This is a genomic window from Couchioplanes caeruleus (assembly GCF_023499255.1).
GTDB classification, from domain to species: domain Bacteria; phylum Actinomycetota; class Actinomycetes; order Mycobacteriales; family Micromonosporaceae; genus Actinoplanes; species Actinoplanes caeruleus_A.
Genome location: NZ_CP092183.1, coordinates 485,360 through 504,123, shown reverse-complemented (window position 1 = coordinate 504,123; position 18,764 = coordinate 485,360). Strand labels below are relative to the sequence as shown.

Here is an 18,764-nt window from a genome sequence, read left to right as displayed (position 1 = left end):
ACCCTTGCCGTCATGCGCAAGCGTCCCTTTATCGCCCTGGCCGCCTCGGTGACCGCCGCCGGCGGCGCCACATTCGCGTACGCGTCCCTGATCGAACGCAACCTGTTCACGCTGCGCCGCTTCAACGTCCCGGTGCTGGAGCCCGACGCCGAACCGTTGCGCATCCTGCACCTGTCGGACCTGCACATGATGCCCGGCCAGCACCGCAAGCAGGCCTGGGTCGCGGCGCTGGCCGGCACGGACCCGGACCTCGTCGTGGTCACCGGCGACAACATGGCCTCGCCGGACGCCGTACCGGGCGTGCAGCGGGCGCTCCGGCCGCTGCTGGACCTGCCCGGCGCGTTCGTGTTCGGCTCCAACGACTACCGCGGCCCGGTGTGGAAGAACCCGCTGCAGTATCTGCTGCCGCAACGCGAGTACGTCCAGGGCGCCGATCTGCCGTTCGAGGACCTGCGCTCGGCGTTCACCGGCGCGGGCTGGGCGGACCTCAACAACGCCCGTACGGTGCTCAAGGCCGGCGGCCGCTCGGTGGAGCTGGTGGGTGTCGACGACCCGCACATCGACCGCGACGACTACCCGTCGGTGGCCGGCGTCGTCTCCCCCGACGCCGACCTGCACCTCGGCGTCACGCACACCCCGGCGTCCCGGGTCCTGGACGCGATGGCGGCCGACGGCTTCGCGCTGCTGCTCGCCGGGCACACCCACGGCGGCCAGGTCTGCGTGCCGGGTTACGGCGCCCTGACCACCAACTGCGACCTGCCCCACGCCATGGCGAAGGGCCTGCACCGGTGGCCGGGCTCGGACGCGTGGCTGCACGTCTCCGCGGGACTGGGCACCCACCCGACGGCACCCATCCGCTTCGCCTGCCGCCCCGAGGCGTCGATCCTCACGCTCATCCCCCGCTGACCACGGCACACGCGGAACCGGCACGGCAACGGCTCGGTCACGACCGGCGGAACTTCCCGGTCACCCCGGCGACGCGGCCGGCCGGTTCCCTGGCCCACCACCCCTGACCTGCGCTTTTGCGGGTACGGGGATACCGATTTCGCGTGCGCGGGACGGTCGGATACTATTGCTCAGCACGCCTCGGGGTGTGGCGCAGCTTGGTAGCGCGCTTCGTTCGGGACGAAGAGGCCGTCGGTTCAAATCCGGCCACCCCGACAGAGGTCAGGGCCACTTTCCACCAGGAAAGTGGCCCTAGTGCTTTTCCGGGATCGCCGACTCGTCGAACGACAGCGTCAGCGTGCTGCGGTAGGCCGCACCGGCCTCCGGCTGCGACGGGCGGTCCACCGGTTCCGCGTCCCGCGGCCAGAATCGCGTCGCCCGCCACGCGTAGCCGTCCTGGCCCGGCGACTCCCACTCGAGCCACACCGCCTGGCCCTGGCCGAACGCGGCGAAGCCCTCGACGGCCGCCGCGCTGAAGTGCGCCCAGCAGCCCTCGGGCGTCTCGGAGGAGTCGATGACCCCCCAGCCCTCGTCGTCGCGCCACTCCCGGATCGTCCCCGCCACCGCCATGGTGTCGAATGTAGGCGAGGAGGTCGGGTCGTGAGCGAGGACGTGGTGGAGGTCGTGGTCACCGCGGCCGATGCGGAGTGGCTGGCCGGGTTCACCCGGCGGCTGGTCGAGGAGCGGCTGGCCGCCTGCGGGCACCAGATCGCCGCGATCCGGTCGGTCTACCGGTGGGAGGGGGCCGTGCACGACGACCCCGAGGCGCGGGTCGCCCTGCACACCCGCGCCTCGCTGGTCCCGGAGATCGTCGCGCTGGCCGACGCCGAGCATCCGTACGACGTGCCGTGCGTGCTCGCCCTGCCAGTGGCCGGGGGTAACCCGGCCTACCTGGCGTGGGTGGTCGCCGAGACCAGGGAACCGTCCTAGGCGGCGGCCTCGAGGTCCGCCCGGGTCAGCAGGGCGCGCAGCTTGATGCCCTCCGCGGACAGCGCCTCGGCCCCGCCCTCCTGGCGGTCGATCACACAGAGCGCGTGATCCACGTGCGCGCCGAGCTTGCGCAGCTCGTTCGTCGAGATGACCACCTGGCCGCCGGAGGTGACCACGTCCTCGACGACCAGCACGCGCCGGCCCGCCACTTCGGCGCCCTCGGAGAGCCGGGCGGTGCCGTACTGCTTGGCCTGCTTGCGGACGAACGCGCAGGGCAGCTTGGCGTGCCGGCCCAGCGCGGTCACCACGGCGATGCCGCCCATCTCGAGGCCGGCCAGCACCTCGGTGCCCTCGGGGATGAGCACGGCCATCTGCTCGGCGAGCTGGTCGAGCAGCACCGGGTCGGCCTCGAACTGGTACTTGTCGAAGTATTCGGTGGCGGTCCGGCCGGAGCGCAGGACGAACTCGCCGGTCAGTCGGCTCACGTCGCGGACCTGCCGCGCAAGGTCAGAGTCAGTCACGAGCACACAGCCTTCCACCTCGCCGTCCGGCCCGGCAGCGCGGGTGTCCGGCCGGTTCACCCGTACGCGTAATTGCTTGTGGGCGGGGGTAAAGGTTTGTCTGGTTTCGTCTACTTTGCGGGTTACAACCTCGACCCTTGTGAAAGGCCTGTCGTGACACCCTTCGCGTTCCTCTTCCTGCTCGCCCTCGCCGGTTCGTCGTGCTTCGCCATCGGCCGCGCACTCGGCCGTGGGGAACGCTACGAGAAGGGCTACCGGGAGGGCTTCCGGGACGGCGAGACCGGCTCGCTGGCCCGAGCCGCCCGGCTGATGCAGCTCAGCGAGCGCCGGTCCATCGCCCCGGCCGTCGAGGCGATCCTGGTGCCGAGCTCCGTCCCGCAGCAGCCGATGCCGGCGCGCACCGCAGCGCCGGCGGTGGTGGGCATCCCGGCCCGCCCGCAGCTCGCGCTCTGACCGCACCACAAAAAAAGGGGGGTACGGCCTGAGCGGCCGCACCCCCCTTTCTCGCAGCTCAGCAGTAGAGGTTGCTGCCGGGGCTGACGCCGAGGATCGCGGTGAAACGGTTGTACGCGTCCACGCGGCTCTGCACCTGCGCGGGGTTGCCGCCGTTGCACTCGAGCGAGCCGTTGATGCTGCGGATCGTCTCGCCGAAGCCGCGGCTGTTCACCATGGCGTCGTGCGGGGTCATCGAGCCCGGGCCGCGCTGGGTCATCCAGTACCAGACGGCGGTCTGGTAGGCCACCGACGCCTCGTTCTTGACCCGGTCCGGGTTGTTCAGCAGGTCGATGCCGAGCGCGTCGCCGGCCGCCTTGTAGTTGAAGTTCCAGCTCAGCTGGATCGGCCCGCGACCGTGGTACGCGGACTGCCCGGCCGGGCACCCGTACGGCTGGCTGCGGTCGCAGTACAGCGGCCAGTTCGCCTGGTTGATCTCCTCGACGTAGACCAGCCCGCCGGACTCGTGGTTGACGTTCGCCAGGAAGGCCGCGGCCTCCTGCTTGCGGACCGTGTCGCTGCCGGAGGTGGTGAACGCCGGGAACTTCTTCACGGCGTCGAGCAGGCCGGCGTACGAGTAGAACGGGATCCGGTTCGGGAACATCTGGTTGAACTGGGCCTCACTGACCGGGAAGCCCGAGCCGGTGCTCGGCGGCGGCGGCGGGTTGGTCGTTCCTCCGCCGGTGCAGCTGTACGGCTCCCAGAACCAGGTGCTGATGACCGGGTCGTAGCCCGGGTTCTCGTACTTGGCCCGGTAGTGGTTGCCGTTCGTGTACTTCACGATCGAGCCGGCCGGGTAGAACGTGCCCGCAGCCCAGTTGGGGTAGTTGCAACTGCCGCCGGTGTTGGGCGGGGGCGTGGTGCCGCCGCCGCACGTGCCGTTGTCCTGCCACACGCCGGAGCCGCCGGTGCTCGGCGTCTCGCCCTGGGTCCACCACTTCGCGGTCCAGTTGTGGCTGCCGTACGACGCCTTCATGCCGCCCGTGTAGACGGCGCTGCTGCTGTAAGCCGCAGCGCAGGCCTCGGCCGCGTTCGAGGACGTCATGGGGATGACCGCGGCGGCCGCACCGGCGACGGCGACGCCCACGGTCGCCAGGATCGCCAAGAGCCGTTTTCTGGGCATGGTTCACCGTTTTCAGTTCGGGAGGATCAAGGGGATGGATCGACTCAACTAGATCGACGGCCGTCACGTCAATATCTGTAAAGAAACTTCAGGGTTTAATCTGAAACCGACTTGCCACCGCCCGGTTGCTCCCGCTTGCGCCCGGACGAACCGACAGGGATCGCGACCCGATCGGAAAGGTGCAGCGATGACGATGCTCGGCCGCTTCGTACCGGATGCCGCCCTCTCGGAGCAGGCGTTCGCCGCCCGGCACCGGGTGCTGCGGTTCCTGCTCTGGCTGCACGTCCCCGTGGTCCTCGTGCTCGGCTACTTCACCGGGGAGCTCAGCCCGGGCCACCACGCCACGCTGCTGCTCGCCGTGATCGGCGGCGTCCTCGCCTGCGGGGTCATCGCCGGCACCGCCACGAGCCAGCGCGGCCGTGCGATCTCCACCAGCGTGGGCTTCCTGCTCGCCGCGGACGCGCTCGTGCACGCCGGCGGCGGCTCGATCGACCTGCACTTCCACTTCTTCGTGGTGATCGTGCTCATCGGCCTCTACCAGGAATGGACCGCCTTCGCGGTGGCCGTCGCCCTGGTGGCCACGCACCACTTCGGCGTCGGCCTGCTCGCCCCCGAGCTCGTGTTCGCCCACGCCGGCCACTCCACCTCGACGCTCTTCTGGCGCGCCCTCCTGCACGCCGGGTTCGTGCTGGCGATGTCGGCGGCGCAGATCGCGTACTGGCAGTTCGACGCGGCCGCCCGGCGCGAGAACGAGGCCCGCCGGGCGCAGCTCGCCGAGGAGACGGCCACCCGGCTGCGCGAAGCCGCCGAGGAGGCCACCCGGCGCGAGGAGAACGCCCGCGAGGAGGCGGCCGCCCAGCTGGCCCGCGCGGAGCAGATGGCCGTACGCCTCGAGCACGTCCTGCAGCGCACCAGCGAGACCGGCGCCCGGCTGCGCACCGACGCGGACGAGGCCCTGGGCGGCTTCGAGTCGGCGCTGTCGGATGTGGCCCGTACCGTCGAGCACGCCAGTGAGCAGGTCGGCACCACTCTCTCGGACGCCGACGCGGCGCTGACGTCCCTGGAGGAGCTGCGCACCTCGGTGGCGGACATCGCCACGATCGCCGGCATGATCCAGGCGGTCGCCGACCAGACCAACCTGCTCGCGCTCAACGCGACCATCGAGGCGGCCCGCGCGGGCGACGTCGGCAAGGGCTTCGCGGTGGTGGCGGGCGAGGTGAAGCAGCTCGCCGGTCAGACCGCCGAGGCGACGGCCCGCATCGAGGCCACCGTGCACGAGGTGACCACGGGCGCCGCCGCCGTCGGCAAGGCCGTGTCGGAGATGACGAGCCGGCTGAGCTCGGTGGCCGACGCCCAGCGCCTCGCCTCGTCCGTGATGGGCGAGCAGGTCACGCTCGCCGGCCAGACCCGTGAACTGGTCACGAGCGCGGCCGACGAGGTGGCCCACTCCACCGCGGGCATCACGCCCTGAGGCTCAGGCCTCGCTGCGCTCGCAGTTCACGAACTCGCCGGTCCCGAAGCGGCCGGGCACGCAGGCGTCGCCCACCTCGGTGTTCGTGCCGCCGTCCAGCACGTACCGGTCGTGCTCGTCGTAGTCGCCGCCGGTGAGGACGTCGTCGCCCGCCTCGCCGTAGACCTTGTCGACGCCGCCGGCGATGCCCTCACCACCGTCCAGCGTGTCGTTGCCCGCACCGCCGCGGATGACGTCCGACCCGTGGCCGCCGTCGATGTGGTTGGCGGCGGCGCTGCCGGTCAGCGTGTCGTTGCCCCAGCCGCCGACGAGGTTCTCGACGTCGGCGCCGATGGTGTCCTTCTCGCCGGCGGAGCCGTCGTCGCCGGTCTTGCCGTCGAGGTCGGCGACCACCGTGACGAGCCGGTCGTAGTAGTCCACGCCGTCCACGCCCGGGCCACCCAGCATGACGTCGCTGCCGAAGTCGCCGTGCAGGTTGTCGTTGCCGTTGCCGCCGTCGAGCAGGTCGTTGCCCGTACCGCCGTTGAGGTCGTCCGCGCCGCTGTAGCCGTACAGCTTGTCGTTGCCCTCGTTGCCGGAGATCCAGCCGTCACCGGTGTTCCCCGCCAGCCAGTCGTTGCCCTGGCTGCCGTCGATCCCCTCGATGTCGGCGCCGACGGAGTCGCCCTCGCCCCGGGCACCGTCGTCCTTCTTCTTGCCGTCGGCGTCCACCACGACCCCGCCCGTACGGAAGTAGTAGTTGACCCGGTCCCAGCCGGGCCCGCCGTGCATGTCCTGCGCGCCCCGGCCGTCGCTCTCGTTCTGGAAGAACTCGTCCATGCCGTCGTCGCCGTACAGGACGTCGCTGCCGGAGCTCTCCTCGAAGTAGTCGTCCCCGGCGCCGCCGTGCGCGACGTCGTTGCCCGAGTCCGGCCGGATGCGGTCGAAGTCCGGGCCGCCGTAGATCGTGTCGTTGCCCGGGCCGCCGATCAGCTCGTTGCTGCCCGTACCGCCGTAGATGATGTCCTTGCCGCCGGCCGAGTAGATGTAGTCGTCGCCGCCGGCACCCCAGATCGTGTCCGCGCCGTCGTCGGCGTACAGGTCGTCGTGCTTGGGACCGCCGGTGATCCAGTTGTTGCCGGAACCGGCCCGCGCGGTCATGCCGAGGTCGGTGCTGTTCTTGATCGAGTCGTTCTTGTCGCCGGTGTACACGAAGAACCAGGTCGGGTTCTTCGGCGTCGTACAGCGGACCTTGGTGGTGTCGCCGGAGACGGCCTTGCAGCCGGCCCCCGCTTTGACGGAGACCACGTCGTCGATCGTGAACGTCCGGCCGGACCGGGTCACCACGACCTTGTTGGCCTTGCCCCTCGCGGCGGTGTACTGGACCTTCGTGTCGCCGACGACCTTCGCGACGCCGGAGGAGGCGGCCCAGGCCGGGCCGGCGATCAGGGTGCCGCCGGCGGTCAGGAGTCCCGCCACGGCGGCGGACAGCGCGATGCGCATGCGTACGTTCCTCACTGGTGGGCCACGTATCCGTAGGAGGCTTCGACGACGCCCAGCGAGCGGCCGCTGACGGCGGAGCCGCCGCCGAGGCCGTTGCTGCCGCCGTACACCTTCGTCACCGTGCCGGACGCCCAGCCCGCGGCGTCGCCCGCGACGCTCTCGCCGGGCGCGCCGACGGCGGCGTCGAGCCCGTTCTTGCCGTTGAGGTTGAGCAGCGAGACCGCGGCGCCGAAGGCGTCGCCCGTCTCCGGGCCGTCCGGGACACCACCGGAGGACTGCGTGAGCGTCCACGAGCCGGAGCCGGTCAGCCCGGTGCGCGAACCGCGCAGCAGCACCACCTCGCCGGCGTCCGCGGTGCCGCCGATGTCCTCGCCCGGCACCCCGACCAGGACGTCGGCGATGCCGTCCTGGGTCACGTCGCCGACGGCGATCGAATCGCCGAAGTAGTCGTTGTCCTCGGCGGAGCCCGCGATGCTCCGGTCGTGCTGCGACAGCAGAACCATGCCCTTGGTGGTGATGCCGGAGCCACCGACCTTCAGCGTCACGACCACGCCGCCGTTGATCTCCCAGTTCGCCTGCGCCGCCGAGTCACCCGCGACGACCTCGCCGTACCCGTCGCCGTTGGTGTCCCCGATGGCCAGCACGCCGCCGAGGTACCAGACCACGGCGTCCTTGGCCTCGGCCACCGCGCCGGTGGACGAGCCGCTCACGACCGTCACCTTCTTCGACGAGACGCCGGCGCTGCCGCCCCAGAACTGCGTGACGGAACCGCTGCCCATCCACGCCTGACCGTCGTCCTCCTGCGGCGCGCCGATCACCACGTCCCGGTACTTGTCCTTGTTGATCTTCCCGATGGCCACGCCACCGCCGAAGTGGTCACCGGTCTCCGCGCCGCCCGGCACGCCCGAGCTGTTCTGGTCGATCCACTTCGCCCCGGTCGCGACGACCCCGCTCGCGCTGCCCTTGAGCACGACGGCGGCGCCGGCCTCCTTCTTGCCGCCCACCTTCTTGCCCGGGATGCCGACCAGCAGCTCGTCCCGGCCGTCACCGGTCACATCCCCGGCCGCCAGCGAATCGGCGAACCAGTCCGACGTCGCCGAGGCACCCGGCACCCCCGAGGTGCTCTGGTTGAAGTGCTTGACCGCGTCGACCTTCAACCCCGAGGGCCCACCCGGGAAAACCCATACAGCGCCCGCGAAATACCCCATCGCGCGCAGATCGGCCTCGCTCGAGTCGGCGATCGCCAGGTCGTCGTACTTGTCGCCGTTGAAGTTCCCGGTCACCATCTCGACCCCGAAACACCCGCAGCCGCTCCCGCCCGGGATCTCCGTGACGAGCCGGTCCCGCACCGGAGCCGACGAATACGTGACGATCACCCCGCCGGTGCTGAACGCCGCGATGTCATCACGCCCGTCACCGTCGAAATCGGACCGCGTGGCGCCGCTGCCGCTCACCGGCGTCCGGGTCACCGACGTGCGCAGGTGCAGCAGCGTGATCCCGTCCCGAACGATCTCTGCGGCGCCCGGCAGCTCGGACGACATGGCGTGGGCGTCCGCGCCGGCGGCCTGGGCCGCACCGGCCTGGGCGGAACCAGCCTTGGCGGCACCGGTCTGGGCGGCTCGGGCTCGGGCGGCCTGGGCTTTGGCCTTGGGGGACCAGGGGCGCGCGGAAGGGTCGCCGGCCGGGGGCACGGGACGCTGCCCGGCATCCGCCGGGGTCACCGCGAGGAAAGTGGCGGAGGCCGCCGATGCGGCAACAAAAGCCGCGACGATGCGTACGAGTTTCACGGTGCTCCTAGAAGTCAGGAGCAGCACACTAGAAGATCGTCAATCTCCCCGCTGTCCCGCGCCGTGTGACCCACGGCACAGCGTCAGGCTTTGCTGAATTCCTCGGCGAGCAGCTCCGCGATCTGCACCGTGTTCAGCGCCGCGCCCTTTCGCATGTTGTCGCCTGTGATGAAGAGGTCGAGGGCTCGGGGGTCGTCCATGGCGCGGCGGATGCGGCCCACCCAGGAGGGGTCGGTGCCGACCGCGTCGATGGGCATGGGGAATTCGCCGGCTTCCGGGTCGTCGACGAGGATGACGCCGGGGGCGTTGCGGAGGATCTGGCGGGCCTCCTCGGCGTTCATCTCGGAGGCGAAGACCGCGTGCACCGCGATCGAGTGGCCGGTGACGACCGGGACGCGGACGCAGGTGGCGGAGACCTTGAGGTCGGGCAGGCCGAGGATCTTGCGGGACTCGTTGCGGAGCTTGAGCTCCTCGGAGGACCAGCCGTCGGCGGCGAGGGCGCCCGACCAGGGGACGACGTTGAGGGCGAGCGGGGCCGGGAACGGGCCGAGGTCGTCGCCGACGGCCTGGCGGACGTTGCCCGGGCGGGAGCCCAGCGTACGGTCGCCGGCGACCTTGCTGAGCTGGTCGTGCAGGACGTCCACGCCGATCTGGCCCGCGCCGGAGACCGCCTGGTACGAGGCCAGCACCAGCTCGCGCAGCCCGTACTCGCGGTGCAGCGGGGCGATCGCCATGATCATGGCCATCGTGGTGCAGTTGGCGTTGGCGACGATGCCGCGCGGGCGCCGGCGCAGCTCCTCCCGGTTGACCTCGGGCACGACCAGCGGGACGTCCGGCTCCATGCGGTACGCCGACGAGTTGTCGACCACCGTCGCGCCGCGGGCGACGGCCACGGGCGCCCACTCGATCGAGACGTCGTCGGGCACGTCGAACATCGCCACGTCGACGCCGTCGAAGACCTCCGGGGTGAGCTCGCGGACGGTCAGCTGCTCGCCGCGACAGGCGAGCTCCTTGCCGGCCGAGCGGGCCGACGCGACGAGGCGGATCTCGCCCCAGACGTTGCGGCGGGAGGTGAGCAGCTCACGCATCACCGTGCCGACGGAACCGGTGGCTCCGACGACCGCGAGCGTGGGCTGCGGCGACCCCATGCGCCGCTACCGGCCGGTCCCCGCGTACACGACGGCGGTCTCGGTGCCGCCCAGCTCGAAGGTGTCGTGGACCGCGCGGACCGCGGTGTCGAGGTCGCTGTCGCGGCAGACCACCGAGACCCGGATCTCCGAGGTGGAGATCATCTCGATGTTGACGCCGGCCTCGCCGATGCAGGCGAAGAACTGCGCCGCGACGCCCGGGTGCGAGCGCATGCCGGCGCCGATCAGCGACACCTTGCCCACGTGGTCGTCGAAGAGCAGGCTCTTGAACTTGATCTGCTCCTTGATCTTGTCCAGCGCCGCCATCGCGGTGGGGCCGTCGGCCTTGGGCAGCGTGAACGAGATGTCGGTGCGGCCGGTGCCCTCGGTCGACACGTTCTGCACGATCATGTCGATGTTGATCTCGGCCTGGGCGACCGTCTCGAAGATGCGCCCGGCGGCGCCCGGCTCGTCCGGCACGCCGACGATCGTGATCTTGGCCTCGCTCCGGTCGTGGGCGACCCCGGTGATCAGCGCTTGTTCCACGTTCGGGTCCTCCATCGATCCGGTGACGACAGTGCCGGGCTTGTTCGAGTACGACGAGCGTACGTGGATCGGCACCTTGAACCGGCGCGCGTACTCCACGCATCTCAACATCAGCACCTTGGCCCCGCCGGCCGCCAGCTCGAGCATCTCCTCATACGTGATCTGCTTGATGTGGCGTGCGTTCGGGACGATCCGCGGGTCGGCGGTGAAGACGCCGTCCACGTCGGTGTAGATCTCGCAGACGTCGGCGTTGAGCGCCGCGGCGAGCGCGACCGCGGTGGTGTCGGAACCGCCGCGGCCGAGCGTGGTGATGTCCTTGGTGTCCTGGGAGACGCCCTGGAAGCCGGCGACGATCGCGATCGCGCCCTCGTCGAGCGCGGTCCGCAGCCGGCCGGGCGTCACGTCGATGATCCGCGCCTTGCCGTGCACCGAGGTGGTCAGCACGCCGGCCTGGGAACCCGTGTAGGACCGGGCCTCGTAGCCGAGGTTGTGAATCGCCATGGCGAGCAGCGCCATCGAGATGCGCTCGCCGGCGGTCAGCAGCATGTCCAGCTCGCGGCCGGGCGGCAGCGGGCTCACCTGGTTGGCCAGGTCGAGGAGGTTGTCCGTGGTGTCGCCCATCGCGGACACCACCACGACGACGTCGTCGCCGGCCTTGCGGGCGTCCACGATGCGTTCCGCCACGCGCTTGATGCGCTCGGCATCACCCACGGACGAACCGCCGTACTTCTGCACCACCAGAGCCACGGCAGCCGACTCCCTTCCCAACGCCGTACCAGCCTGCACGTGCCGACGCCGCCGGGCACATCCGGCCGGCGGCGTCGGTCGAGTCGATCGCAGACCAGCCTAGCGGCGCAGGCCGGCATCGCTGACACGCGATCCCAGATTCCGGCCTGTGCGGCACACCACCCACGACACGCCGGGAAGGTTCGGGTCCTTGCATCGACTCGTACGCGGGGTGCGGAGGCGAGAATGTCTCGATGCGCTCCCGTCCCGCCTCGCGTGCTTTGTCCGCGTTGGCCGCCGCCCTGCTGGTCGCCGGCCTCGCCGCGTGCTCAGACGCGGCGCCCGCGGTGAAACCCGCCCCGACGACCGCCTCGGCGCCTCCCGAGGACGACGACGCGCGCATCGACCTCGCCGCCCGCGCGGCGCTCGCCATCGACCGCCGGTACACGGCCGTCTACACGCTCGACGTGGCCGGTCAGACGCCACGGTCGGTCATGGCGACGGTCGCCACGGACGGGAGCTGGCGGGTCGACATCCCGGGCGGCGCCCTCGGCGGTACGGCCGACGTCTCCGTGGTGCAGACCGAGGCCGGCGTCTTCCAGTGCGCCATCCCGTCCGCCACGAACCCGGTCGCGCCGTACTGCATCCACGTCGCCGACAAGGGCAAGCAGATCCCCAAGCGGTACGACCCCAAGGTGCAGCGGGTGTTCCGCCAGTGGCTCTCCGTCTTCACCGATCGTCAGGCCGCGCTCTCCGTGACCGGCGCGCAGCCGCTGCCCGGCTCGTCCGGCCAGTGCTACTCGGTCGACGGCATCTCCGCCTCGCTCGCCGCGCCCGTCGACGTCGGCATCTACTGCTACAGCGACGACGGCCTGCTGACGGCCGTTCGGGTCGATTTCGGGACGCTGACGATCTCGGGTACGCCCGCGGCCGCGCCACCGACCGTCGACCTGCCGGGCCCGGTGGCCGGCGGTGAGCCGATGGGCATGTCGTCCCCGCCGCCCACCACCCCGCCGGTGACCTCGTCCTCGACCTCGCAGCAGCCATCGACCGCTCCCTCGGCCGGGTGAGCTGAGCGGGGGTTTCTCACGATCCGGGCGTAGAGTTAGCGCCGGCCGGGCGGACCGCCTAGGGTGACTTTTGACATGTGGTACGCGCTCCTTCTTCGCTGCCGCGACGAGGCCCCATCCGAGGCCGGCACCTCGTCGCGGAGTTGACGCGCGCCGGTCGGTCCTCGTGAACTGACCAACTGCACAGGAGCCCGCATGTCCAGCGACGTGAACGCCGATCCGATCGCCCGGCAGAGCCCCAGCCGGATGCCGTTCGAGCGCTACATCCCTTACCAACAACAGTTCGCCGTCGACCTGCCCGACCGCCGGTGGCCGTCGCGGCGCGTCGAGGCCGCCCCGCGCTGGTGCGCGGTCGACCTGCGTGACGGCAACCAGGCCCTGATCGACCCGATGTCCCCCGAGCGCAAGCGGCGCATGTTCAGCCTGCTCGTCGCGATGGGCTACAAGGAGATCGAGGTCGGCTTCCCGGCCGCCAGCCAGACGGACTACGACTTCGTCCGCCAGCTCATCGAGCAGGACCTGATCCCCGACGACGTGACGATCCAGGTGCTGGTCCAGTGCCGCGAGCACCTGATCGACCGCACGTTCGAGTCGATCCGTGGCGCCAAGCGCGCGATCGTGCACTTCTACAACTCGACCTCGACGCTGCAGCGCCGCGTCGTCTTCGGCCTGGACAAGGCCGGCATCACCGACATCGCGACGACCGGGGCCCGGCTCTGCCAGAAGTACGCGGAGATCCACACCCCGGACACCGAGATCTTCTACGAGTACTCGCCGGAGTCGTACACGGGCACCGAGCTGGACTACGCGCTGGAGATCTGCTCGGCGGTCATCGACGTCATCGACCCCACCCCGGACCGCCCGCTGATCATCAACCTGCCGGCGACGGTCGAGATGGCCACCCCCAACGTGTACGCGGACAGCATCGAGTGGATGGACCGCCACCTGCCCCGCCGCGAGAGCATCATCCTCAGCCTGCACCCGCACAACGACCGCGGTACGGCCGTGGCCGCCGCCGAGCTGGGCGTGCTGGCCGGCGCGGACCGCGTCGAGGGCTGCCTGTTCGGCAACGGGGAGCGCACGGGCAACGTCGACCTGGTCACGCTGGGCCTGAACCTGTTCTCCCAGGGCATCGACCCCATGATCGACTTCTCGGACATCGACGAGATCAAGCGCGCGGTCGAGTACTGCAACCAGCTGCCGGTGCACGAGCGGCACCCGTACGTCGGCGACCTGGTGTACACCGCGTTCTCCGGCTCGCACCAGGACGCGATCAAGAAGGGCCTGGCGGCGCTGCAGGAGGACGCAGCGGAGGCCGGCGTCGACGTGGACAAGTTCGCGTGGGGAGTGCCGTACCTGCCGATCGACCCGAAGGACCTCGGACGCACGTACGAGGCCGTCATCCGGGTCAACTCGCAGTCCGGCAAGGGCGGCGTGGCGTACATCATGAAGGAGGAGCACAAGCTCGACCTGCCGCGCCGGCTGCAGATCGAGTTCTCCGGCGTGGTGCAGCACGTCACCGACGCCGAGGGCGGCGAGGTCGGCCCGCAGCAGATGTGGGACATCTTCGCCAGCGAGTACCTCGTCGACCACCAGCAGTTCGGCATCGTCGAGCTGGAGCGCTACACGACGGCCACCGTGGACGGCAAGGTCGAGATCGACGCGGAGGTGCGGCACCGCAACACCCGCCGCCCGGTCGTCGGCCTCGGCAACGGCCCGATCGACGCGTACGTGCAGGCGCTCGAGCCGCTGGGCATCAAGGTCCGGGTCCTGGACTACGCCGAGCACGCGCTGACGTCCGGTGAGGACGCGCAGGCCGCCGCGTACGTGGAGTGCGAGATCAACGACCGCACGGTGTGGGGCGTGGGCCTCGACGCGAACATCGTCACCGCCTCGATCAAGGCCGTGACCAGCGCGGTGAACCGCGTCCGCTGAGCGGGCGCAATCCGGAAGCCTTTCCTGGTACGCCGCCGGCCACGAGCCGGCGGCGCGCCGAGCCCGGCCACGAGCCGGAACCCTGACATGGAAGCCGGCCACGAGCCGGCGGCGCGTCCAGCCCGGCCAGAAGCCGGAGCCCTGACATGGAAGCCGGCCACGAGCCGGTGGCGTGCTGAGCCCGGCCAGAAGCCGGAGCATGCGCGCAGCGCGGACACATCGGACGGCCGGCCACGAGCCGGTGACGTCCTACGGAGCCGGCCACGAGCCGGCGGGCCTGACGCGCCGGTCACGAGCCGGCGGCACGCGGGACGATTCGGGCGGGGGTGACGGGCGGGGCGAAGCGGGCGTTCGTTGCATACGCTTGCTTCGTGCCCCCTCGCCACACCCCCCGCCGGACGGTGCACCTCACCGTCGCCCTGCTCGCCCTCACCGCCGTCACCGCCGCCGGATGCGAGGTGACCGTCACCGACCAACCCGGCTCGAAGCCCGATGGCAAGACCACCACGTCCACTCGGGACGCGAAGACCGCGCGGGCGATGCTCGACAAGCTCACCGTCGCCAGGTCCGGTTCGATGGCCCGGTACAGCCGGGACAGGTTCCCGCACTGGCGCAGCACCGGCGAGAACTGCGACGTCCGCGACACCGTGCTCAAGCGTGACGGCACCAAGGTGAAGGTGTCCGGCTGCAACGTGGTCGCGGGCACGTGGATCAGCGCGTACGACGGCCTGAAGATCACCGACCCGTCGAAGGTCGACATCGACCACATGGTGCCGCTCGCCAACGCCTGGCGCTCCGGTGCCAGCTCGTGGACCGACGACAAGCGCGGGGACTTCGCCAACGATGTCGACGATCCGCAGCTCATCGCGGTTTCGGCGGCGTCGAACCGGTCAAAGGGTGATCAGGACCCGTCGACCTGGAAGCCCGAGCGCACCGGCGCCTGGTGCCAGTACGCCGAGGACTGGATCACGGTGAAGTCGCAGTGGAAGCTCACAGTGACGACCGCCGAGAAGAAGGCCCTCACCGACATGCTGAGGAACTGCTGATGACCGAGCCCGCCGCACCGCAGGCCGCCGCCGCCCAGCCCGCCGCCCAGCCCGCCGCCGCCCAGCCCGCGGCGGCCCGGCCCGGCGCGGCGCAGACCCCCGCCCAGCCGGCCGCCGCCGGTGGCACGCCCCGGGGCTCCGCGGACCGCCCGGCCGCCGCGGAAACACCCGCGCAGCCCGCTGCGGCCCAACCGGCCGCCGCCGCGGAAACCGAGGCCGCCGCACCCGAGACGAGCACGGCCGAGGCAAGCGCAGCCACCGCACCCCAGGCGGGCGCACCCCAGCCGGCCGCGACGGGCACCGACGGGGCCCAGCCCGCGGCCACCGACAGCCGGACCACGGACATCACCGCTGGTCAGGGCGGTGTCATGACCGACGAGGTCGGCGTCGTCACGGGCGACCTCACCCTGCGCACCGAGCTCTCCGGCGGTCAGGTCGTCGTCCGCGCCCAGTACAAGGACGCCGACGAGTGGTACACCGTCACCGGGGCGAAGGCGCAGCTCAAGGATCCGGCCGACCTGGAGGCGGTGCACGCCGTCGCGGTGGGCATCCTGAACCGGCCCGAGCGCTGATCCGCAACAACCTTTACAGATCGAGAGCGGCCTATGTAGCGTCGGGCATGGCCAAATCCGCTCTGTCTCGCCTGCTCACCGCGGCGGCGGTGAGCCTCCCGCTGCTCGCCGCCCAGGCCGCACCGGCAGCCGCCGCCCAGACCGCTCCGAAAGCAGCAGCGGCATCGTCCGCTTCCCCGGCTCTCTCCGCCGTCCTCCCGGCGCCGGTCCAGGTGCGCCCGGACGCGAACGCCACCTTCCGGCTCGGCCCGCTCACGGTGATCCGTACGCAGCCCGGCTCACCCGCAGCCCGCGCGGTGGGCGACCAGCTGGCCCGGGACCTGCGGCCGGCGACCGGTTATCCGCTGCCCGTCCTGCCCGTCGCGCCCCGGCGGCTGCCGACCGTCTCACTGCTGCTCGGCGCGAACGACAGCCGGCTCGGCAGTGAGGGCTACCGCCTCGACGTCAGCCGGCAGGCCGTCACGATCCGGGCGAACAACCCCGCCGGGCTCTTCGCCGGCGCGCAGACGTTGCGTCAGCTCCTGCCCGTCGAGATCGACTCGCCGACCGTCGTCCGGCGGTCGTGGACCGTGTCCGGCGGCAGCATCCTCGACTATCCGCGGTTCGCGTACCGGGGGGCGATGCTGGACGAGGCGCGGCACTTCCACACCCCGGACGAGATCAAGGCGTACGTCGACGAGATCAGCCGGTTCAAGGTGAACCACCTGCACCTGCACCTCTCCGACGACCAGGGCTGGCGCATCCAGATCGACAGCTGGCCGAAGCTCACCGCGGTCAGCGGCGGCGCGGGCACCGGGGTCGACGGCGAGGGTCCCGGATTCCTCACGAAGGCCCAGTACAAGGACATCGTCGCGTACGCCGCGAAGCGCTACGTGACCATCGTGCCGGAGATCGACATGCCGGGGCACGTGAACGCGGCGCAGGTCGCGTACCCGGAGTTGACCTGCGACGGGGTGGCGCCGCCGCCGCGGACCGACACCGAGGTCGGGTACAGCTCGCTGTGCATCGGCTCGGAGACGACGTACCGCTTCGTCGAGGACGTGATCCGCGAGCTGGCCGCCATGACGCCCGGGCCGTACCTGCACATCGGCGGCGACGAGGCGCACGCCACGCCCGAGGCGGACTACGTGGCGTTCCAGCAGCGGGTGCTGCCGCTGGTCGCCAAGTACGGCAAGACCGCGTACGGCTGGAACGAGATCACCAAGGCCCCTGCCTCGAACACCGCGGTCGCGCAGTTCTGGGACACCGCCACCACGAACCCGACCGTGGCGGCGGCGGTCACCCGCGGCACCAAGGTCGTGATGTCCCCGGCGAACAAGGCGTACCTGGACATGAAGTACGACCCCAGCACCCCGCTGGGCCTGGACTGGGCCGCCTACATCGAGGTTGCCGACGCGTACGGCTGGGACCCGGCGACCCGCGTGGCCGGCGTCGGCGAGAACGCGATCCTCGGCGTGGAGGCGCCGCTGTGGTCGGAGACGCTGCGCAGCCTGGACGACATCGAGTTCATGGCGTTCCCGCGGCTGCCGGCCATCGCCGAGCTCGGCTGGTCCCCGGCGTCGACGCACGACTGGGCGTCGTTCTCGGCCCGGCTGGGCGCGTACGGCCCGCGGTGGACGCTGCAGGGCGTGAACTTCTACCCCTCGCCGCAGATCAATTGGGGTTGATCTTTCCCACTCACGCAGCATGAAGGGGCCAGGGCCGGCGCATGCTGGGCCCCGGCCCCGGCCTCGACGGGAGTTGCGGTCAGCACCACCCACCGAGCTACGACATCGAGATTTTGATCTTTCAGGGGGTCGGCGCGGTCACCGCGCGCCGGCCCTCGACCGCCTCGCCCTCGACGATCGGGAAGTGGCAGGCCGTCTGGTGCGAGGCCGCGTCGCCGAGGCGCGGGATCAGCGGCGGTTCCTCGGTGGCGCAGATCTCCTGCGCCTTCCAGCAGCGGGTGCGGAACCGGCAGCCGGACGGCGGGTTGATCGGGCTCGGCACGTCGCCGGTGAGCAGGACCCGCTCGCGCTGGGCCCGGTCGCGGCGCGCCGGGTCGGGGACCGGGACGGCCGACATCAGCGCGACCGTGTACGGGTGCCGCGGGCTGGTGTAGAGCTTCTCCCGGTCGGCGATCTCGACGATCTTCCCGAGGTACATGACGGCGACGCGGTCGGAGATGTGCCGGACCACCGACAGGTCGTGCGCGATGAACACGTACGTCAGATCGAACTCGTTCTGCAGGTCGTCGAGGAGGTTGACGACCTGCGCCTGGATCGACACGTCGAGGGCCGACACCGGCTCGTCCGCGATGATCAGCTTCGGTCGCAGCGCGAGCGTACGGGCGATGCCGATGCGCTGGCGCTGACCGCCGGAGAACTCGTGCGGGTAGCGGTTGTAGTGCTCGGGGTTGAGCCCGACCAGCTTGAGCAGGTCCTGCACCGCGCGCTTGACGCCGTGCTCGGTCTTGACGTTCTGGATCCGGAACGGCGCCCCGACGATCGTGCCGACGGTGTGCCGCGGGTTCAGTGACGAGAACGGGTCCTGGAAGATCATCTGCATGTCGCGCCGCAGCGGCCGCAGCCTGCCCTGGCGCAGGTGCGCGATGTTCCGGCCGTCGAACTCGATCGAGCCGCCGGTGGGCTCCACCAGCCGGGTCAGCAGCCGGCCGGTGGTGGTCTTGCCGCAGCCGGACTCGCCGACCAGGCCGAGCGTCTCACCCTTGTAGACGTCGAACGTCACCCCGTCGACCGCGCGCACCGCGCCGACCTGACGGCGCAGGATGCCCTTGGTGATCGGGAAGTGCTTCTCGAGGCCCTTCACGGACAGCAGCGGCTCGCCCCTGGCGGCGCGCTCCTCCTGCATCACCGCGTCGGGTACGGGGTCACTCAACCGCACGGCCTCCGTCGGTCCCGCCGTCTCCGCCGAGGCCGCAGCGCCGGCCATGGGGTCCGCCGGCACCGCCGTGCGCCCGGTCGGGTCGGCCGGGATCGCCGCCGCGCCGCT

Annotated in this window: 17 protein-coding genes and 1 tRNA gene; 10 read left to right on the top strand and 8 right to left on the bottom strand. The window is 71.1% G+C overall.

Annotated elements, in window-relative coordinates; translation table 11 throughout:
- Positions 1-12: 12 nt before the first annotated feature.
- Both COUCH_RS02410 and COUCH_RS02405 read left to right on the top strand, forming a co-directional pair.
- Entirely contained in the window at positions 13-906 is an 894-nt protein-coding gene (locus COUCH_RS02410; protein ID WP_249610478.1) for a metallophosphoesterase, read from the top strand.
- Positions 907-1,087: 181 nt separating this feature from the next.
- Positions 1,088-1,161, top strand: a tRNA-Pro gene (locus COUCH_RS02405).
- A gap of 36 nt (positions 1,162-1,197) precedes the next feature.
- On the opposite strand, the gene COUCH_RS02400 is transcribed toward COUCH_RS02405, so the two are convergent.
- On the bottom strand, positions 1,198-1,515 hold the full coding sequence (locus tag COUCH_RS02400; RefSeq protein WP_249610477.1) for a cold shock domain-containing protein: 318 nt from the start codon (positions 1,513-1,515) through the stop codon (positions 1,198-1,200).
- 30 nt (positions 1,516-1,545) lie between these two features.
- Between COUCH_RS02400 and cutA the strand changes: the two genes are divergently transcribed.
- Positions 1,546-1,875 carry a divalent-cation tolerance protein CutA gene (gene cutA / locus COUCH_RS02395; RefSeq protein WP_249610476.1) on the top strand — a complete coding sequence of 110 codons (330 nt, stop codon included), beginning with the start codon at positions 1,546-1,548 and terminating at the stop codon, positions 1,873-1,875.
- Here cutA and pyrE read toward each other — a convergent pair.
- Positions 1,872-2,396, bottom strand: a complete 525-nt coding sequence (pyrE, locus tag COUCH_RS02390; protein ID WP_199510184.1) for an orotate phosphoribosyltransferase — start codon at positions 2,394-2,396, stop codon at positions 1,872-1,874. The genes cutA and pyrE overlap by 4 nt on opposite strands.
- 153 nt (positions 2,397-2,549) lie before the next feature.
- Here pyrE and COUCH_RS02385 point away from each other — a divergent pair, with 153 nt between their 5' ends.
- The gene (locus COUCH_RS02385; RefSeq protein ID WP_249610475.1) at positions 2,550-2,849 is read left to right on the top strand and encodes a hypothetical protein; all 300 of its coding nucleotides are present in this window, start codon (positions 2,550-2,552) and stop codon (positions 2,847-2,849) included.
- A 58-nt stretch (positions 2,850-2,907) separates the two neighbouring features.
- Here COUCH_RS02385 and COUCH_RS02380 read toward each other — a convergent pair whose 3' ends face one another.
- Positions 2,908-4,011: a glycoside hydrolase family 19 protein gene (locus tag COUCH_RS02380; protein ID WP_249610474.1), complete on the bottom strand. Its 1,104-nt coding sequence runs from the start codon at positions 4,009-4,011 to the stop codon at positions 2,908-2,910.
- Between the two features lie 187 nt (positions 4,012-4,198).
- Between COUCH_RS02380 and COUCH_RS02375 the strand changes: the two genes are divergently transcribed.
- Positions 4,199-5,482 (top strand): methyl-accepting chemotaxis protein, encoded by a 1,284-nt coding sequence (locus COUCH_RS02375; protein WP_249610473.1) that lies wholly within the window; start codon positions 4,199-4,201, stop codon positions 5,480-5,482.
- A gap of 3 nt (positions 5,483-5,485) precedes the next feature.
- Here COUCH_RS02375 and COUCH_RS02370 read toward each other — a convergent pair whose 3' ends face one another.
- From COUCH_RS02370 to COUCH_RS02355, 4 genes are all read right to left on the bottom strand, one after another.
- Positions 5,486-6,964, bottom strand: coding sequence for a calcium-binding protein (locus tag COUCH_RS02370; protein WP_249610472.1), 1,479 nt, complete (start codon positions 6,962-6,964; stop codon positions 5,486-5,488).
- 11 nt (positions 6,965-6,975) lie between these two features.
- Positions 6,976-8,751 carry an FG-GAP and VCBS repeat-containing protein gene (locus COUCH_RS02365; protein ID WP_249610471.1) on the bottom strand — a complete coding sequence of 592 codons (1,776 nt, stop codon included), beginning with the start codon at positions 8,749-8,751 and terminating at the stop codon, positions 6,976-6,978.
- Positions 8,752-8,834: 83 nt separating this feature from the next.
- Positions 8,835-9,899, bottom strand: coding sequence for an aspartate-semialdehyde dehydrogenase (locus COUCH_RS02360; protein WP_249610470.1), 1,065 nt, complete (start codon positions 9,897-9,899; stop codon positions 8,835-8,837).
- A gap of 6 nt (positions 9,900-9,905) precedes the next feature.
- Positions 9,906-11,171, bottom strand: a complete 1,266-nt coding sequence (locus tag COUCH_RS02355; RefSeq protein WP_249610469.1) for an aspartate kinase — start codon at positions 11,169-11,171, stop codon at positions 9,906-9,908.
- A 233-nt stretch (positions 11,172-11,404) separates the two neighbouring features.
- Between COUCH_RS02355 and COUCH_RS02350 the strand changes: the two genes are divergently transcribed.
- The 5 genes from COUCH_RS02350 to COUCH_RS02330 all read left to right on the top strand — a co-directional run bounded on the left by COUCH_RS02350 (position 11,405) and on the right by COUCH_RS02330 (position 17,440).
- Positions 11,405-12,220, top strand: a complete 816-nt coding sequence (locus tag COUCH_RS02350) for a hypothetical protein (RefSeq protein WP_249610468.1) — start codon at positions 11,405-11,407, stop codon at positions 12,218-12,220.
- Between the two features lie 195 nt (positions 12,221-12,415).
- Complete coding sequence (gene leuA, locus COUCH_RS02345) at positions 12,416-14,155, top strand: 2-isopropylmalate synthase (protein ID WP_249610467.1); 1,740 nt, start codon at positions 12,416-12,418, stop codon at positions 14,153-14,155.
- Between the two features lie 371 nt (positions 14,156-14,526).
- On the top strand, positions 14,527-15,201 hold the full coding sequence (locus COUCH_RS02340; protein WP_249610466.1) for an HNH endonuclease family protein: 675 nt from the start codon (positions 14,527-14,529) through the stop codon (positions 15,199-15,201).
- A complete protein-coding gene (locus COUCH_RS02335; RefSeq protein WP_249610465.1) occupies positions 15,201-15,773 on the top strand; it encodes a hypothetical protein in 573 nt (190 codons plus the stop codon). Before COUCH_RS02340 ends, COUCH_RS02335 begins: the two co-directional genes overlap by 1 nt.
- Positions 15,774-15,820: 47 nt before the next feature.
- Positions 15,821-17,440 (top strand): beta-N-acetylhexosaminidase, encoded by a 1,620-nt coding sequence (locus tag COUCH_RS02330; RefSeq protein WP_249610464.1) that lies wholly within the window; start codon positions 15,821-15,823, stop codon positions 17,438-17,440.
- 121 nt (positions 17,441-17,561) lie between these two features.
- Here the strand turns inward: COUCH_RS02330 and COUCH_RS02325 are convergent, their stop codons facing one another.
- The gene (locus COUCH_RS02325) at positions 17,562-18,623 is read right to left on the bottom strand and encodes an ABC transporter ATP-binding protein (RefSeq protein WP_249613527.1); all 1,062 of its coding nucleotides are present in this window, start codon (positions 18,621-18,623) and stop codon (positions 17,562-17,564) included.
- Between the last annotated feature and the right edge of the window lie 141 nt (positions 18,624-18,764).

Excerpts from the sequence above, each read along its gene's own strand:
- COUCH_RS02410 (WP_249610478.1), top strand. The coding sequence starts at position 13 with ATGCGCAAGCGTCCCTTTATCGCCCTGGCCGCCTCGGTGACCGCCGCC.
- COUCH_RS02400 (WP_249610477.1), bottom strand. The coding sequence starts at position 1,515 with ATGGCGGTGGCGGGGACGATCCGGGAGTGGCGCGACGACGAGGGCTGG.
- COUCH_RS02380 (WP_249610474.1), bottom strand. The coding sequence starts at position 4,011 with ATGCCCAGAAAACGGCTCTTGGCGATCCTGGCGACCGTGGGCGTCGCC.
- COUCH_RS02375 (WP_249610473.1), top strand. The coding sequence starts at position 4,199 with ATGACGATGCTCGGCCGCTTCGTACCGGATGCCGCCCTCTCGGAGCAG.
- COUCH_RS02370 (WP_249610472.1), bottom strand. The coding sequence starts at position 6,964 with ATGCGCATCGCGCTGTCCGCCGCCGTGGCGGGACTCCTGACCGCCGGC.
- COUCH_RS02360 (WP_249610470.1), bottom strand. The coding sequence starts at position 9,899 with ATGGGGTCGCCGCAGCCCACGCTCGCGGTCGTCGGAGCCACCGGTTCC.
- COUCH_RS02350 (WP_249610468.1), top strand. The coding sequence starts at position 11,405 with ATGCGCTCCCGTCCCGCCTCGCGTGCTTTGTCCGCGTTGGCCGCCGCC.
- leuA (WP_249610467.1), top strand. The coding sequence starts at position 12,416 with ATGTCCAGCGACGTGAACGCCGATCCGATCGCCCGGCAGAGCCCCAGC.
- COUCH_RS02335 (WP_249610465.1), top strand. The coding sequence starts at position 15,201 with ATGACCGAGCCCGCCGCACCGCAGGCCGCCGCCGCCCAGCCCGCCGCC.
- COUCH_RS02330 (WP_249610464.1), top strand. The coding sequence starts at position 15,821 with ATGGCCAAATCCGCTCTGTCTCGCCTGCTCACCGCGGCGGCGGTGAGC.
- COUCH_RS02325 (WP_249613527.1), bottom strand. The coding sequence starts at position 18,623 with ATGCAGGAGGAGCGCGCCGCCAGGGGCGAGCCGCTGCTGTCCGTGAAG.